General features: G+C 51.1%; 15 protein-coding genes. 13 read left to right on the top strand and 2 right to left on the bottom strand.

The window, feature by feature from the left end; all coding sequences use genetic code 11:
- Nucleotides 1–83 precede the first annotated feature (83 nt).
- The 11 genes from galE (at nucleotide 84) to BT204_RS10190 (ending at nucleotide 11453) form a co-directional block, all read left to right on the top strand.
- Nucleotides 84–1103: a UDP-glucose 4-epimerase GalE gene (gene galE / locus BT204_RS10240; protein ID WP_072446731.1), complete on the top strand. Its 1020-nt coding sequence runs from the start codon at nucleotides 84–86 to the stop codon at nucleotides 1101–1103.
- A complete protein-coding gene (locus tag BT204_RS10235; protein WP_054921858.1) occupies nucleotides 1100–2224 on the top strand; it encodes a glycosyltransferase family 4 protein in 1125 nt (374 codons plus the stop codon). Before galE ends, BT204_RS10235 begins: the two co-directional genes overlap by 4 nt.
- Before the next feature lie 28 nt (nucleotides 2225–2252).
- Nucleotides 2253–3236 carry a UDP-glucose 4-epimerase family protein gene (locus BT204_RS10230; RefSeq protein WP_072446729.1) on the top strand — a complete coding sequence of 328 codons (984 nt, stop codon included), beginning with the start codon at nucleotides 2253–2255 and terminating at the stop codon, nucleotides 3234–3236.
- Nucleotides 3233–4252: an MraY family glycosyltransferase gene (locus BT204_RS10225; protein WP_072446727.1), complete on the top strand. Its 1020-nt coding sequence runs from the start codon at nucleotides 3233–3235 to the stop codon at nucleotides 4250–4252. The genes BT204_RS10230 and BT204_RS10225 overlap by 4 nt, the downstream gene beginning before the upstream one ends.
- Nucleotides 4253–4338: 86 nt before the next feature.
- Entirely contained in the window at nucleotides 4339–6336 is a 1998-nt protein-coding gene (locus BT204_RS10220) for a polysaccharide biosynthesis protein (RefSeq protein WP_072446725.1), read from the top strand.
- Between the two features lie 125 nt (nucleotides 6337–6461).
- Entirely contained in the window at nucleotides 6462–7484 is a 1023-nt protein-coding gene (locus tag BT204_RS10215; protein WP_054921849.1) for a glycosyltransferase, read from the top strand.
- Nucleotides 7484–8665, top strand: coding sequence for an NAD(P)/FAD-dependent oxidoreductase (locus tag BT204_RS10210; protein ID WP_054921846.1), 1182 nt, complete (start codon nucleotides 7484–7486; stop codon nucleotides 8663–8665). Before BT204_RS10215 ends, BT204_RS10210 begins: the two co-directional genes overlap by 1 nt.
- Entirely contained in the window at nucleotides 8658–9452 is a 795-nt protein-coding gene (locus BT204_RS10205) for an NAD-dependent epimerase/dehydratase family protein (RefSeq protein WP_054921844.1), read from the top strand. The genes BT204_RS10210 and BT204_RS10205 overlap by 8 nt, the downstream gene beginning before the upstream one ends.
- Nucleotides 9449–10273 carry a sugar phosphate isomerase/epimerase family protein gene (locus BT204_RS10200; protein WP_054921842.1) on the top strand — a complete coding sequence of 275 codons (825 nt, stop codon included), beginning with the start codon at nucleotides 9449–9451 and terminating at the stop codon, nucleotides 10271–10273. The genes BT204_RS10205 and BT204_RS10200 overlap by 4 nt, the downstream gene beginning before the upstream one ends.
- Nucleotides 10270–10632 carry a DMT family transporter gene (locus tag BT204_RS10195; protein WP_232241726.1) on the top strand — a complete coding sequence of 121 codons (363 nt, stop codon included), beginning with the start codon at nucleotides 10270–10272 and terminating at the stop codon, nucleotides 10630–10632. The genes BT204_RS10200 and BT204_RS10195 overlap by 4 nt, the downstream gene beginning before the upstream one ends.
- Nucleotides 10633–10643: 11 nt before the next feature.
- A complete protein-coding gene (locus BT204_RS10190; protein WP_054921837.1) occupies nucleotides 10644–11453 on the top strand; it encodes a glycosyltransferase family 2 protein in 810 nt (269 codons plus the stop codon).
- A gap of 147 nt (nucleotides 11454–11600) precedes the next feature.
- Here BT204_RS10190 and BT204_RS10185 read toward each other — a convergent pair whose 3' ends face one another.
- Entirely contained in the window at nucleotides 11601–12467 is an 867-nt protein-coding gene (locus BT204_RS10185) for an acyltransferase (RefSeq protein WP_054921834.1), read from the bottom strand.
- A gap of 376 nt (nucleotides 12468–12843) precedes the next feature.
- The gene (locus tag BT204_RS10180; RefSeq protein ID WP_054921832.1) at nucleotides 12844–14163 is read right to left on the bottom strand and encodes a hypothetical protein; all 1320 of its coding nucleotides are present in this window, start codon (nucleotides 14161–14163) and stop codon (nucleotides 12844–12846) included.
- Between the two features lie 196 nt (nucleotides 14164–14359).
- Between BT204_RS10180 and BT204_RS10175 the strand changes: the two genes are divergently transcribed.
- Both BT204_RS10175 and BT204_RS10170 read left to right on the top strand, forming a co-directional pair.
- Nucleotides 14360–14692, top strand: coding sequence for a ComEA family DNA-binding protein (locus BT204_RS10175; protein WP_072446723.1), 333 nt, complete (start codon nucleotides 14360–14362; stop codon nucleotides 14690–14692).
- 138 nt (nucleotides 14693–14830) lie between these two features.
- Nucleotides 14831–15475 carry a GntR family transcriptional regulator gene (locus BT204_RS10170; RefSeq protein ID WP_072446721.1) on the top strand — a complete coding sequence of 215 codons (645 nt, stop codon included), beginning with the start codon at nucleotides 14831–14833 and terminating at the stop codon, nucleotides 15473–15475.
- Nucleotides 15476–15482: the final 7 nt, after the last annotated feature.

The raw sequence follows: 15482 nt of genomic DNA, 5'->3' as shown, positions 1-15482 counted from the left end.
CTAGTGAACAGCAGCAGAGCGTGTATCTGGCTCTCGATCATTTTATATTCATGCGGTCGTGAAGGGCCGTTGGAGACGAAGTTGTGAAGATATTAGTAACTGGAGGTGCTGGCTACATAGCATCTCATACGGTGGTCGAGTTACTGGGCGTCGGTTGGGACGTTGTCGTGCTTGACAACCTGGCTAATAGCTCCGAGGTCTCCTTGGTTCGGATTGCCCAGATAGCTGGACGCGAGCCATTATTTGTCCTCGGCGACATTCTGGACGAGGCACTCCTCGCGACGCTTTTTCGCGAGCATAAATTCGATGCCGTAATCCATTTTGCTGGGTTGAAAGCTGTTGGGGATAGCGTTAAAGACCCCCTTGCATACTACCAAACCAATGTTGCGGGCAGCCTTTCACTATTTTCTGCCATGGCGGCAGCGGGCGTGTTCAGGCTTGTGTTCAGTTCGTCGGCAACAGTGTATGGCGAGCCAGAAGTCATGCCTATCTCTGAGCAATATCCCGTTGGTGCGCCCAAAAGCCCCTATGGTCGTTCCAAGCTTATCGTTGAGCAGGTACTCGAAGACCTGGTTCGCGCCGATGATCGATGGGCGATAGCGACACTTCGGTACTTCAACCCGGTGGGGGCTCATCCCAGCGGGCTGATTGGGGAAAACCCGAATGGCACGCCTAATAATTTACTGCCGTATATCAGTAAAGTAGTAACCGGTAAGCTGCCCTATTTGTCCATCTACGGTAATGATTATCCAACGTGTGATGGAACGGGCGTGCGCGATTACATTCATGTTGCTGATTTGGCGAACGGCCACATTAGCGCATTGCGGTATATAGCAGAGAAGACTGGGTTACATGCTTGGAACTTAGGCACCGGCGTGGGCTATTCTGTCTTGCAAGTGATCGCTGCATTTGAAAAAGTGTCAGGAGTGGAAGTCCCCCAGAAAATCTGTGAGCGCAGGCCGGGAGATATTGCCGAATGTTGGTCTGACCCCTCGAAGGCGTTGAGAGAACTAGGGTGGCGTGCGGAATTAGACCTTGAGGATATGATGCGGGATACTTGGAGATGGTTACAGAGCAACCCGGATGGATATCAGTCCAAATGAAAATTGCTTTGATAGGAACTACTGCTGCCTGTGTGTTGGGCTTTCGTGCTGATCTAATCCGTGCGATGACGGAGCAAGGCCACGTTGTTTACGCATTCGCTCTGGACTACGACAGTGCAAGTCGCGAGGGCGTCAGGGCGTTGGGCGGCATTCCAATGGATTATCACATTAGCAGGGCAGGATTAAACCCGTTAAATGACCTTGCCTCGACGCTGAAATTATCCAGAATTCTTCGCTCCATCGCGCCAGACATGGTTTTTTCATATTTTGCAAAGCCTGTGATATTCGGTACTTTCGCGGCTGTGTTGGCAGGTGTCAAACGCAGGGTTGGAATGTTGGAAGGCCTCGGCTACGTATTTACGGAGCTCCCTGAGGGGATGGGGTTTAAACGCAAGCTGTTAAAGTGGGTTCAAGTTTCACTTTATCGAATGGCGTTTCCGTTTCTTGAGCAATTGATCCTCTTGAACAAAGATGACCAGATTGACTTGGTTGATAAGTATCGTCTGAAGGTCAATAAGATTTCAGTGCTCGGCGGAATCGGCTTGAAATTGAGTGACTACCCCTATTCCCGACCTCCCGTGTCTCCCGTGAGCTTCATATTTGTCGGGCGACTCTTGGCGGAAAAGGGTGTGCATATATTTATCGAGTCGGCGCGGATTGTGAAAGAACAATTTCCCGAGGCGCGATTCGTGATGCTTGGGGGGATTGACGAGTCGAATCCAGGTGGACTAAAGGCGCACGATTTAGAGCGACTGAAGATGGAAGGCGTGATTGAGCATCCGGGGCACGTGTCTGATGTTGTTGGCTGGGTCTCCGGTGCCAGTGTCTTTGTTCTCCCGTCTTATTATCGTGAAGGCGTCCCCCGGAGCACTCAGGAAGCAATGGCAATTGGCCGTGCGATCCTGACTACGAATGTGCCCGGTTGTAGGGACACTGTGGTGGACGGGGTCAACGGTTACTTGGTTGCACCTTGGTCTGCGGAAGAACTCTCTGACAAGATGATCCATTTCATCAGACACCCAGACGATATAGTCCAAATGGGGTTGGCAAGCCATGCGATGGCGCAGGAGAAATTTGACGCTGGCGTTGTTAATCAGCGTTTGATGACTTATCTCGTTTGAACTTTTTGTATTATAGGTCTGGTGGATTATGGAAGGCACTAAGAAAGTCGTGCTCCTGACGGGCGTTTCCGGCTTTGTGGGGCGGGCGCTTTTGGACTCTCTGGTTGGTAGCGCAAGCTATCAGGTACGCGCCTGCGCTCGCAATATCGGTGTGGCCGAGCACCCTGATGTCGAGTACATCACCATGGGCGATCTGGGTGGTGATGCCCGCTGGGAATCTCTCGCCCAGGATGTTGATGTAGTTGTTCATGCCGCTGCTCGCGTGCATGTGATGAACGATAACAGCGCAGATCCTTTGGCAGAGTTTCGTAAGGTCAACGTGGACGGTACGTTGAACCTGGCGCGCCAAGCTGCGGCTTCCGGGGTGCGGCGCTTCGTATTTATCAGCTCAATCAAGGTAAACGGCGAGTTCACGCTCCCCGGCAGGCCTTTTACGGCAAATGACTCTCCATGCCCGGTAGACCCGTACGGCATTTCCAAGCTGGAAGCCGAAAATGGTTTGTTGGCCCTTTCCAAGAGTACCGGCATGGACATTGTGATCATCAGACCGGTTCTCGTTTACGGGCCAGGTGTGAAGGCGAATTTCCGCAATATGATGGCGTTCCTGGCGAAGGGAGTTTCCATTCCGTTGCCGCTGGGTTCGGTCAATAATAAACGCAGCCTTGTTGCTTTGGACAATTTGGTCGACTTGATCAAAACCTGTATGGTGCATCCTGCCGCAGCCAACCAGATTTTTTTGGTGAGTGATGGCAATGACGTGTCCACCACAGAGCTTTTACGCAAGGTCGCGCATTCGGTTGGAACTAAGGCGGTGTTGGTCCCGTTTCCAGTAAAATTATTGATGTTTTTGGCCACGCTTGTTGGCAAGAAAGGGGTAGCAACCCGACTCTTCGGTTCACTGCAAGTGGACATTTCGAAAAATCATCAGCTATTGGGTTGGTTGCCTCCTGTCACTCTCGATGCGTCCCTCAAAAAAACGGCCAACGCTTATCTCGAGAGTAAATTTGAATGACATTATTTTGGTTGTTTCCTGCCATTTTGATTTTGGCGTTGGTGCTCACAGGAGCGCTGCGCCGCTACGCTCTTAACAACAATCTCATTGATCTTCCGAATGGTCGTAGCTCTCATGTTGTCCCAACTCCGCGGGGAGGGGGGGTAGCGATCGTCTTGAGCTTTCTCGCGTTCCTTCCCGTCCTCTGGATCGGGGATGTACTTTCTTTTGACGCATTCATGGCGCTATTCGGCGCCGGCCTGCTGGTTGCGATCGTCGGTTTCCTCGATGACCATGGGCATATTCCAGCCCGCTGGCGATTATTGAGCCATTTCACCGCTGCTGTCTGGGTGCTGATATGGAGTCACGGCCTACCTCCTGTTGAGGCTTTTGGCTATGTGGTGGATTTAGGTTGGTTCGCCCACATACTGGCTGCGTTTTACCTGGTATGGATGCTCAACCTTTACAATTTCATGGATGGAATTGATGGCCTGGCAAGTGTTGAGGCCATCACCACCTGCTTCGGCGCAGCCTTGCTCTACTGGCTCTGCGCGACGCCCATCATCGCCTGGGTGCCATTGCTTCTTGGTTTTGCGGTGGCTGGCTTCTTGTATTGGAACTTTCCCAAAGCACGAATTTTCATGGGCGATGCTGGCAGCGGCTTCCTTGGCATATCCTTGGGTGTCTTGGCGATACAGGGAGCTTGGATGTCGTTTGACCTTTTCTGGGGGTGGTTGATTCTTCTGGGCGTGTTTATTGTTGATGCCACTTTCACACTGTGTCGGCGTACCCTGCGCGGTGACAAACTATATGAGGCGCATCGCAGCCATGCCTATCAATTCGCCTCACGCGAGTTTAGATCGCATATTCCTGTAACTGTAGCTGTTGCCCTCATTAACATTCTGTGGTTATTGCCTTTAGCTTGCTTGGTCGCGACTAAACAGCTTGATGGCATTGTCGCGTTGATCATCGCGTATACGCCGTTGATATTGTTAGCCTGGAGGTTCAGGGCGGGTGCGTTGGAAGCCAGCGAATAACATTTGTTGCTCTGTCGATAGGATGGAGCGTATTTGAAAGATCAAGCGACTGTTTTTTTGAACAATGCGGTGCTTCAGAGGTAGGTATGGATAGGGTTCGTGCATTTTTAGTTGATCTGCCACGGCGGCAAAAACGGCTTATTCAAGTTTCCGTAGATGTATTACTTGTATGGACTGCGCTCTGGCTGTCGTTCATTGTACGATTGGGTGTAGAGGATTTTGTTAACCCCTTGGTTGCCCATACCTGGCTTTTCCTGTGTGCGCCGATTGTCGCTATACCGCTCTATGTACGGTTTGGCATGTACAGAGCGGTTATGCGTTACTTTGGCAATGATGCGCTGATAGCTATTGTCAAAGCCGTGAGCCTGTCAGCGCTGATATTGGGTGTCGTTGTGTACTGGTACAGCAACCACCAAAACGTCGTGCCTCGTTCTATTATCTTCAATTACTGGTGGTTGAGCCTGATCATGGTCGGAGGGTTGAGACTCGCCATGCGGCAGTTCTTCCTGGGCGACTGGTTCTCTGCTGCTCAGCATGTGCCATTTACCAGTCGCGACAATGGCCTGCCACGGGTTGCAATTTATGGCGCAGGCGCCGCGGGTAATCAGTTGGTTGCGGCATTGCGGATGGGGCGTGTGATGCGGCCTGTCGCCTTTATTGACGACGATGTCAGCATTTCCGATCGTGTTATTTCCGGCTTGCAGGTTTATAAGTCCAAACACATCCAGAGGATGATTGACGCAACGGGTGCCCAAGAAATTCTTTTGGCTATCCCGTCATCTAACAGAGCCCGTCGCCGGGAAATCCTGGGGTTTCTGGAGGGCTTTCCGTTGCATGTTCGTAGTGTTCCGGGATTTATGGATCTCGCCAGCGGACGGGTTAAGGTCGATGATATCCAAGAGGTGGATATTGCCGACTTGCTGGGACGTGACGCGGTTCCTGCCCAAGGGGAATTGCTCGAACATTGTATCAAAGGTCAAGTAGTGCTCGTGACCGGCGCGGGCGGCTCGATAGGGTCTGAGTTGTGCCGGCAGATACTGGCGCTGCGTCCGTCTACACTGTTGTTGTTTGAACACAGCGAGTTCAACTTATACAGTATTGTTTCCGAGCTGGAGCAGCGGGTCTCCCGTGAGTCGCTGTCTGTATTGTTGCTTCCGATTTTAGGGTCGGTGCGCAACGAAGGTCAGCTGTTCAACCTCATGAAGTCTTGGAACGTAAATACCGTCTATCACGCTGCGGCCTATAAACATGTGCCGATGGTCGAGCACAATATCGCTGAAGGCATACTCAACAATGTGATGGGTACTCTGAGTGCGGCGCAGGCGGCACTCAAGGCGGAAGTCCAAAACTTCGTACTCATTTCAACGGACAAAGCGGTGCGTCCTACTAACGTGATGGGCAGTACAAAGCGGTTGGCCGAGCTGATACTCCAGGCGCTTAGTCGTGAAGATAATCCGCAATTGCACGGTGATTTAGCGGCTGTAGGCATGCCTAACAAAACGCGCTTCACGATGGTACGTTTCGGCAATGTATTGGGTTCTTCAGGCTCAGTCATTCCGCTTTTTCACAAACAGATCAAGTCAGGTGGCCCCCTGACAGTGACGCATCCGAAAATTACTCGATACTTCATGACCATTCCCGAAGCTGCGCAACTTGTCATTCAGGCAGGATCGATGGGCTTGGGCGGCGACGTGTTCGTTCTGGATATGGGCGAACCGGTCAAAATCGTGGAGTTGGCTGAAAAGATGATCAATCTTTCTGGGCTTAGTGTTCGTTCCGAGAAAAACCCGCATGGTGATATTTCTATTGAGTTCAGTGGGCTTCGGCCAGGCGAGAAACTCTATGAAGAGCTGTTGATTGGCGATAACGTTGCCCCCACCCAGCATCCAATGATTATGAGTGCTTCTGAAGACTATCTCGAATGGGATCTACTGAAAGGGGTCCTCAGAGATCTGCTTTCCGCGATAGAAGTGCATGACTACGCTAAGGTACGCCAATTGCTACGCGAGACCGTAAGCGGTTATGCGCCGGATGGCGATATCGTCGATTGGGTTCACCAGCAGCGTAGAATGAAGCTCAAGTGAGCTGAGGTGATGCGCCCAGGCCGAAAGCGATGGCCATGGTATGCGGCCATCTCGGACACGCTGGTGGAGGGCGGATTAGTCGTCCCTTTAGATCTCGGCTTCGGCATTAGCTTTTGAGAGCAAGCATGGATTATTTCCCCTGTTTTTTGTCTGTCGTGTTCGTGGCACGAAATCAGTCGGCCAGTGTCGAGAGAATTCTCGCTGATGCAGCGCTTATCATTGCTGATACTGTCGCGGACTATGAATTGATTGTGGTGGATAACGCCTCCGACGATGACAGCGTGTCGATATTGAAAGGACTCACGGCTGAAAATGGACTCGCGAATCTGCAGGTATATGCGCTAACCAAGGAAGTGGATACGGACACCGCATTTTGGGTTGGCCTGGAAAACGCACTGGGAGATTTCGTCGTTGTAGTTGACCCGTTAGCCGATGATGTAGCTTTTATCCCGACTATGCTTGATCAGGCGCTTAGCGGCGCTGATGTTGTATTTGCGAATAACGCGATGAAGCCGGCGCAGGGGCCAATGTACCGTGCGGCTAATTCTGTTTTCCATAGCCTTTACAATCGGTTCAATGGCGTGCATCTGGCCAGAGAGGCGCCGCAGTATCGCATTTTGAGCAAACGAGTAATCAATTTCATTCTTCAGCATCCGCAGCCTGTAATGACCTATAGGCACTTACCCGCAACGGGTGGTTTTGCCAAAGCTTATTTGAATTACAGTTCTCCCCCGCAAACCTCACAGCGTAAACGCCTGGGTGAAAGCATTGATCGCGGCATGCGCTTGCTGATTTCGACTACGCGCGCTCCAATGCGATTGGTCACGTCTCTCTCGCTGTTTGGGGCCGTTGCAAACCTGCTGTACTGCATCTACGTCATTGCCGTGGGCATTTTAAAAACTGATGTTGCTCCAGGTTGGATCAGTCTCTCATTGCAACAATCTGGCATGTTCTTTCTCATCTCTCTGGTGTTGTTGGTGTTGGGTGAATACATTCTAAACATGGCAAGCCTGTCGAACGAGGGGCCGCTTTATCATGTTGCGCAAGAGTTCACCAGTGCGCGGATGACCCGTTGTGAAAAGTTGAATGTTGAAGAGTGGGCATCAGAGTCGGCGGATAAGGAAATTCCGACCAGTGACCGTGCCTGATGTCGGGGCTTAACAAAGGCGAAATATGCCACGATGCGGTAGTCATCGGGGGTGGGTTCTACGGCGCTGCTATCGCTATTTATCTGGCCAGACAACGGGGATTCAAGCGTATTTTACTAATTGAGCGCGAATCGGCGTTATTGATGCGTGCGTCTTATAATAACCAGGCACGCGTCCATAACGGCTACCATTACCCGCGCAGTTTTACCACTGCCTATCGCAGTCGAGTGAACTTGCCGAAATTTGTTCGGGATTGGCCGCTCGCCATAAAGCAAGACTTCACCAAGCTCTATGCTATTGCCCGACGCAACTCCAAAGTTACGGCTAAACAGTTTGAACGGTTTTGCCGAGAGATCGGTGCAGGGATCAAACCGGCTGAGCCTTCTTTACGTGCGTTGTTTGAACCTCGATTGATTGAGCAAGTATATTGGGTCAATGAGTGCGCATTTGACACCTCGCAACTTTCCATTTGGGCTTCGCGAGAACTTAAAGAGAGTGGTGTGCAGGTTCACTATCAAACCCGCGTCGTGGCTATTTCAAAGGGGCGGCTGGCACCACTGGAGGTGGTAGTCGACCTGGCGCAGGGAGAGCAGCAAGCCTTTTCCTGCCGCTATGTATTCAACTGTACCTATAGCGGGCTAAACCAATTTGGCGGAGACTTTCCAGGCGTCGGTTTAGGCCTAAAACAAGAGATTACAGAAATGGCCCTGCTCCAGATGCCGCCCGCACTTGAAAATGTGGGTGTTACAGTCATGGACGGTCCGTTCTTTTCTATGATGCCGTTTCCCGCACGTGGGCTCCATACATTGTCTCATGTGCGCTATACACCGCACCTTCATTGGAATGATCTGCAAGGGCTAGATCCTTATCAGAAACTTGGCCAATATGATCGTGCCACGCGCGTTGATAAGATGCTCAGGGACGTAGGTCGCTATATCCCTGAAGTGTTAAAAGCCAAACATGTTGACTCATTATTTGAGGTTAAAACCGTTTTGCTGAAGAATGAAGGCGACGACGGAAGGCCGATTCTATTTGAGAAACACACCGGTTTGCCAGGCGCCTACTCAGTGCTGGGTGGTAAAATCGACAATATTTATGACGTGCTTGAAAAGCTGGATGCTGAGAGTTTCTTCACCGGCAGCGATCAAACCACGTCGATGTCTGGAGGTACGGATGCGTAGCGCGCTAATTGGATATTCTGGGTATGTAGGGGGCACACTCCTCAAGCAAACTGCCTTCGCGTCGTTGTACCGCTCAACGAATATCGGTGACATCGATCATCAGTCATTCGATACCGTCGTGTGTGCGGCTGCCTCCGCGCAAAAATGGCTCGCTAACCGGGAACCTGAAGATGACCTCAAGAAAATTGAGACATTGATTGGTCATCTTAAAACCATAAAATGCAAGACCTTTATTTTGATTAGTACGGTAGATGTTTTCAAGCACCCTATAGGGGTCGATGAGGATGCCTCTGTAGATGAATCAGGTTTGCACGCTTACGGTTTGCATCGCCGGAAATTGGAAATATTTGTTGAGAAATATTTTTCGAATTGTCTTGTTGTGCGTTTGCCGGGACTCGTAGGCCCGGGGCTACGTAAGAACGTGATTTTTGATTTTTTGAATGACAACAACCTTCACACAATTGACAGCCGTGGCGTTTTCCAATTTTATCCCATGGTTAACCTCTGGCATGACATCCAAACAGCGCTTGATGCCAAGCTCAAGTTGGTCCACCTGACGGCGGCACCCGTCAGTGTGGAGCAGATCTCGCTGCAAGGTTTTGGTCTGCCTTTTACCAATACCTTGAGCCATTCGCCTGCGTCGTATGACTTGCGTACCAAATACGCTCACGTATTCGATTCTGCTGGCTTCTATCAAAATAGTGTTCGCGAAACAATCCTGGCGGTCAGGGCATACGCGCAGTCTGAGTCCCGCACGATTAAACCTGAAACAGGGTTGAAGGCATGAGGTTGGCTATATCCAACATTGCGTGGGACATTTGCGAGGATGAGGCCGTCGCTGCCTTGCTTCAGCAGTTCTCGGTGGATGCGATAGATATTGCCCCTGGAAAGTATTTTCCTGAACTTACCAAAGCGACAGGGGAAGATATCGCTCAAGTCAAAGCTTGGTGGGCTGAGCGAGGAGTCGAAATCACCGGTATGCAGGCGCTGTTGTTTGGTACGAAGGGGCTGAATATCTTTGGTAGTGCTCGGAGCCGGGCGGATCTGCTTACACACTTGGCCGCAATATGTCGAATCGGTGCAGGCTTGGGCGGGACGCGAATAGTTTTTGGCTCACCGAAGAATCGGGATCGCAGTGGGCTGAATGATCAAGAGGCGCTGGACATTGCGATTCCCTTTTTTCGTGAGTTGGGCGATCTCGCTCAGGCGTGCGGCGTGACACTCTGCCTGGAACCCAACCCTGCGTGTTACGGCGCGAACTTTATGACCACCAGTGTTGAGACTGCCAGAGTGGTTCGTGCTGTTGCGCATCCTTCTATTCGTATGCAATTTGACACAGGCGCACTCGCGATTAACCAGGAAGATCCGCTGGAAGTCCTGGCAGATTGTGCTCAATTGATTGGGCATGTGCATGCCAGCGAGCCGAATCTTTTACCCTTGGGCGATGGCAGTACTGACCATGTGGCAATGGCCGCTGCACTGGGGCGCTACCTGCCGGCTCATCTCGTGTCCATCGAAATGGTAGCAACTGGGAATGAGCCACATTTAGAGTCGATTAAACGCGCTATCCAGGTAGCCACTCTTCGTTACCGTGGGGTCAGTGTATGAATATGAAATGGCTCATTCTCATTCTTGGTATTCTCTGCAATGCGTCAGCAAGCGTATTGGTGAAGATGGCCATGACTCCACCACGTAAGTTTCCGTCCCCCAGCGACCCCATGAGCGCGTTGAGTAATTGGCCATTTTGGCTAGGGCTCGGTTTGTATGGTGGGGCCTTTGTTCTTTACGCAGCGGCATTGGCGCGGCTCCCGATGAATGTTGCCCACCCGGTCCTGACGGCTGGAGCGATTGCGACCGTTGCTGTGTTTTCGGTTGTTTTTTTTCGTGAATCCTTCCACTGGACCACAGCGGTCGGAATCGTACTGATAATCGCCGGCGTCGGGCTGATCACAGCTCGCGTGACTTGATGGAAACCCAAATGATCCTTTCGGATATTGCTGCCGTTCGCGCAACATGGGAAGTGCCAGCGCATGACACCCCACTCTGGCTTGGACGCCAACACTCCTGGTGCGTCGTAATCCCTGTCATTAACGAAGGTGAACGAATTAAAAATTTACTCGCGAGGATGTCCGTACTTCACGTCGAGAATATTGCTGACATCATCATTGTCGATGGCGGCACCACGGACGGTTCCCTGAAGTTGCACGAGTTGAAGCCGCTTGGCGTGCGGGGGCTATTGGTCAAGACAGCAGCAGGAAAACTTAGTGCACAGCTTCGTTGCGCCTACTCCTTTGCGCTCGATCAGGGTTATGAGGGCATCGTTACCATCGATGGTAATGATAAAGATGATCCAGAAGCCATTCCGCGCTTTATAGCAGCGCTGGAGCAGGGCGTTGATTTTGTACAAGCTTCGCGATTCGTTGCAGGGGGCGTGGCTGAAAATACCCCCAAATCAAGAGACTTTGCCATCCGCTTTATCCATGCTCCGATGTTGAGCATGTTCTCGGGGTTCAAGTGGACTGACACGACTCAGGGCTTTCGGGCGTATAGCCGGAAAATGCTATTGGATTCCAGGTTGGCTGTGTTCCGTGATGTCTTTATCACGTATGAATTACTCGCTTACCTGTCATGTCGGGCCCCAAGGTTGGGATATCGTTGTGCTGAGTTGCCTACCGTGCGGCGATACCCTAAGGGTGAAGTACCGACAAAAATTAGCAGTGTGAGGGGGAATCTGTCTGTCTTGACGATATTGTTTAAGTCATGTTTTGGCAATTACAATCCGCGTTAGCAGGCCGATATGCCATGGTTTTTTCATGTGGGCAGTTCGCCTGATGAGGACGAATCGGAATGTAACGTTTATGTGGCTGGCTCGGTGGTCTGTGTCGGGGTGAAGCCGGTGCTTATCACTGGACGGTGATAAGCACGCCGGCTTTAGTTAATCCCTTAGAAAACGTGCTTTGTTGCCGGACAGGTAACGCATCACCCTTTCTTCGGATAGCGTAAATCCTTTGGTGTAGGTTTTGGTTTCGATGCACGCTTTGGATTTGAATTCTTGATTAGCCGCAGCGCTGTAGCTTTCAGTGTACTTGAACATAATTATCTGGTCGTTCAAGTCGCTGGTTGAATGAATTGTCAGCTTTTCGTTGTCTTCGTTTTTGAACGCGAAAGCATGGTTGGATTCATCGCAGAAGTCCTTGATCCAACCGCGAAGCATTTCAAATTTCTCATCCAGCGACTTGTGCGTGTAAGCATTGATATGCTCTTTGACTTTGGCGGGGGCGCCGGCAACCGTGACATTTTCTGGCACTGACTTGATAATGTTCGAGCCGCTGAGACACACGGCCCTCTTACCAATCGTGACACCAGAGCCGACAGTGCATGAGCCCACTAACCAGACATTGTCCTGGATGACTACCGGGTCGGCGGAGTAGAAGAGACAGCCTTCAATCTGTTCACCTGCGGCTATGTGCGTCCAAATTTGCGAATACATGCCGACTCTAACGCCATTGCCGATCGTCAGGCCGCCTGTGCCATCAATCACACAGTTTTGGCCAAACCAGCAGTGTTGTCCTATCGATACACCCTTTGTACTTAATACAAGGCAGTCCGAGTGTAGGGTGGTCCAATCATCAATCGATACATCACCGTCTTCAATGATGACTTTTACACCATCGCCCAAGGTGACATAGTCGCCCAGGGTTAGCGTTCTGTTGGTCTTGAAGATGAATTTTACGTTATTGCCTATCGAGCAGTTTTTACCAATATTAACAATGCCAATTCCGTGAGTCTGATAATTTTGCATCACTAACTGTCCATTTTTTTGGTTTTTTGGTTCAGGCAGAGTTATCTGCATTTGTCCTGGAAACACTACCGAACGCTGAATTCGGTCTAAGTAGTGACGTATTAAATCATATGAGGATGGTATCTGTCCTACGTGCAGGCCGTTCGATCACGAGGTATGTCGACCTCGATGTGGTTTGACGCTATGAGTCGCTAGCCTTCACCGACCCTACCGGATCCGTGCTCGTGCTGAAGCCTTCACGATGGGTACGTGAAGAGAGCTTTTGGCTTGGATGAGCACTCGTTCTCGAATCGGGGCTGCCGCAGGCTATACCGGCAGCGCTCCTTAGCTCTGTTGCAAGAAATATCGTGGGCCGAGGGGAAGTTCAGCTTTCGACTCAACTGGATGTGGCCGGTTTTTTAAAGTGGATATTTATGAATAGAACGATTGAAAGAGTGGCTATAAAAATCATCCAGTAGGCGTACCGCAGATCGCTGGCTGGTGTGATGAGTAGATAGCTTGTCGTGTAGGAAAGCCCCGACATGGGTAAAAGCCAGAGTGAATGTGCCCTGCACTGTCGGCTGAGTTGAAATGCGCCAATCAATAGTATGGATATGATAAGCCAGCTATAAGGTTTGAAGAGCTCGGGAAGTATTTCTATCGAGGTTGTAACGTAACCAGCGGTAAGTTTTTCTATCGACGAGACCGATCTGGTTCCTGCATTGGGCTCATACGGCTGATTCATGACACGAAATTCAGTAGGGTAATAAGGAGGGAGGGAGGGCGAGCGTATGAAATTCAAAAAAGCATTCAATCGGAATTCTCCATACGTCAGAATATTCCGCGGTACATACCGGGTCCACGCTTCTTTGAGTTCCTGGTAATGCGCTTGGGTGATATCGGTGAATTTTTCATTGCTCAGACAAAAGGCGGCGCCCACTTCATGAACATTCAGGTACTCACACTGTTTGATGGCATTCATGTCGTCTGGACTCAAAAAGCTTACAGGCACTTCGACGCCTCTGACCTTGAGTGCAACGATATCATCGAACATCACATAACTAACTGAATTGGCTTTTTTCGCCCCAATCAAGGGGGTAACGCATAAATGCGCCAGACCAATTATCGCGCCACTGATGAATATAAAAAATATTGTGCTCTTGATGGTATGGATTTTTAAAATTGAGTTGATCAAGAATGGCAGCAGAAAGATCCCGGCGCTTAAAGAGTTGGTTCGCACTAGCGCGCCGTACAAAAATAATACTGAGACAAGCAGCGCAGCAGCCTTGGGGAATTTTTGACAATCTCTATAATATAAGCAGATTGCAGTAGCCAAGCCCCAGGAGTAAGCCATGGCCACATCTTTCCAGAGGGTAAATTCGAAGTTCATGATCCATGGGGCAATAGGAATCAGCAAGAAAAGCATGCCATAGGAGTATTCCTCTCTAATGCAAGCTTTATATAAAATCAGCGCGGTTGCCCATAGCAGACTGCACTGCAATAGGAACATCCCTCCCGGACCATCTGTAAAGGGCAATAACCAACTCCATACGTAAGCCATCGTGGGCGGTTGCCAATCGCTGTATTCTCCGGCTCTCGCTTGTCTGAGCTGCTCCATGCTGTCCCATGTCATCGCACCGGGATAAAACGAGAAAACCGATACCATCGACAGGATGAAAAGTGCCAATCCGATCAGGTTTAAATATTGCTTTTTCACCGTGCAGTCCTTGGTCAGAGTCTCACAATCAGGTGCAACTTTATCATTGGGCCATGAACCGTTGTGAAAATCATCTATTAGGCGTCATTCATACTCTGTTACTCACGGGCTTTTGACATGCTCCAACATTCGCCTAAGTTAGAAAAGCAGCTTCGGAAAAGCTGCTTTCCCTCACCGATATCATGGAGCGTCACCAATGCAAAACCTCTACATCTCATCCCACATCTTCGCCTTCCTTACCAGCCTCTCCGTCGCCACCACCGCTGCGCCGTCCATCAAGCCAGAGCCCCCAACCCCGATCTCCACCCAAATGACCAAGACCGAGCAATCCACCAAGGTCAACCTCAACGCCGCCGACGCCGAAACCCTGCGTCGCGATCTCTTCGGTATCGGCGCTTCCAAGGCGAAGGCAATCATCGCCTATCGCGAAAGCAACGGCCCGTTCACTGCGGTGGATGAGCTGCTCGAGGTAAAAGGCATCGGCAAGGCACTGCTGGAGAAAAATCGCGACAGGTTGGTCATTAACTGAGTATCTGAAAACAGCGCGAAGGGCCGGTTGATGATCGGCCTTTCCTTATACGGCCTTGCGAATTCCCCTCGCCGGCGGCATTGGCACGAAACGTGGTTACCTCTAATTCAGTGATTGTTCAACAATCTCGAGGTAACAATGCCACTCACTTTATCTTTAGCCGACCAAATCGCCCTGGAACTCCGCGCCGACATCATAGGCGGCCGGCTGTTACCAGGCATGCCGCTGATCGAGGTGGACCTGGTCAAAGCCTACAACGCATCCCGCAATACGATTCGCGAGGCGCTGCATCGTCTGGGCCAGGAGGGCCTTACTCGCTATGTCCGCAACAAGGGCGTGATGGTTCGGCGCTTGGTGCGGGCGGAAGTGCGTGACCTCTTTGTCGTCCGCCGCACCCTGGAGTTGCAGGCGATTGCCCAGAGCGGGCCGCTGACGGACGTCCAATCGACGCGTATGCAAAGCGCCATTGACGCCACCCACTTGGCCCGGGAGCGCGAAGATTGGCGAGTCGTGGCCACCCACAGTCTTATGTTCCACCAGCAGATCGTCGCCTTGATGGGCAGCCCATTGTTCGACGAGTTTTTCGCTCAGGTGATTGCTCAGTTGCGTCTGGTGTTCTGCGCCGCGCCTGACGAGCAGCGTTTCCAGTCGCCCTGGCTGGAGCGTGACCATGAGATATACACATTACTAACCCGCAACCAAACCCAGGCCGCCAGCGAGGCGATGAGCCTGTACCTGGACGATTCAGAACACCTTTCCCTCGCCCTGTTTGATCACCCTTGATAGAGGA

Source organism: Pseudomonas sp. NFPP02 (assembly GCF_900119355.1).
Taxonomy (GTDB): Bacteria; Pseudomonadota; Gammaproteobacteria; order Pseudomonadales; family Pseudomonadaceae; genus Aquipseudomonas; species Aquipseudomonas paracarnis.
This window is presented reverse-complemented; position numbering and strand designations above follow the sequence as displayed.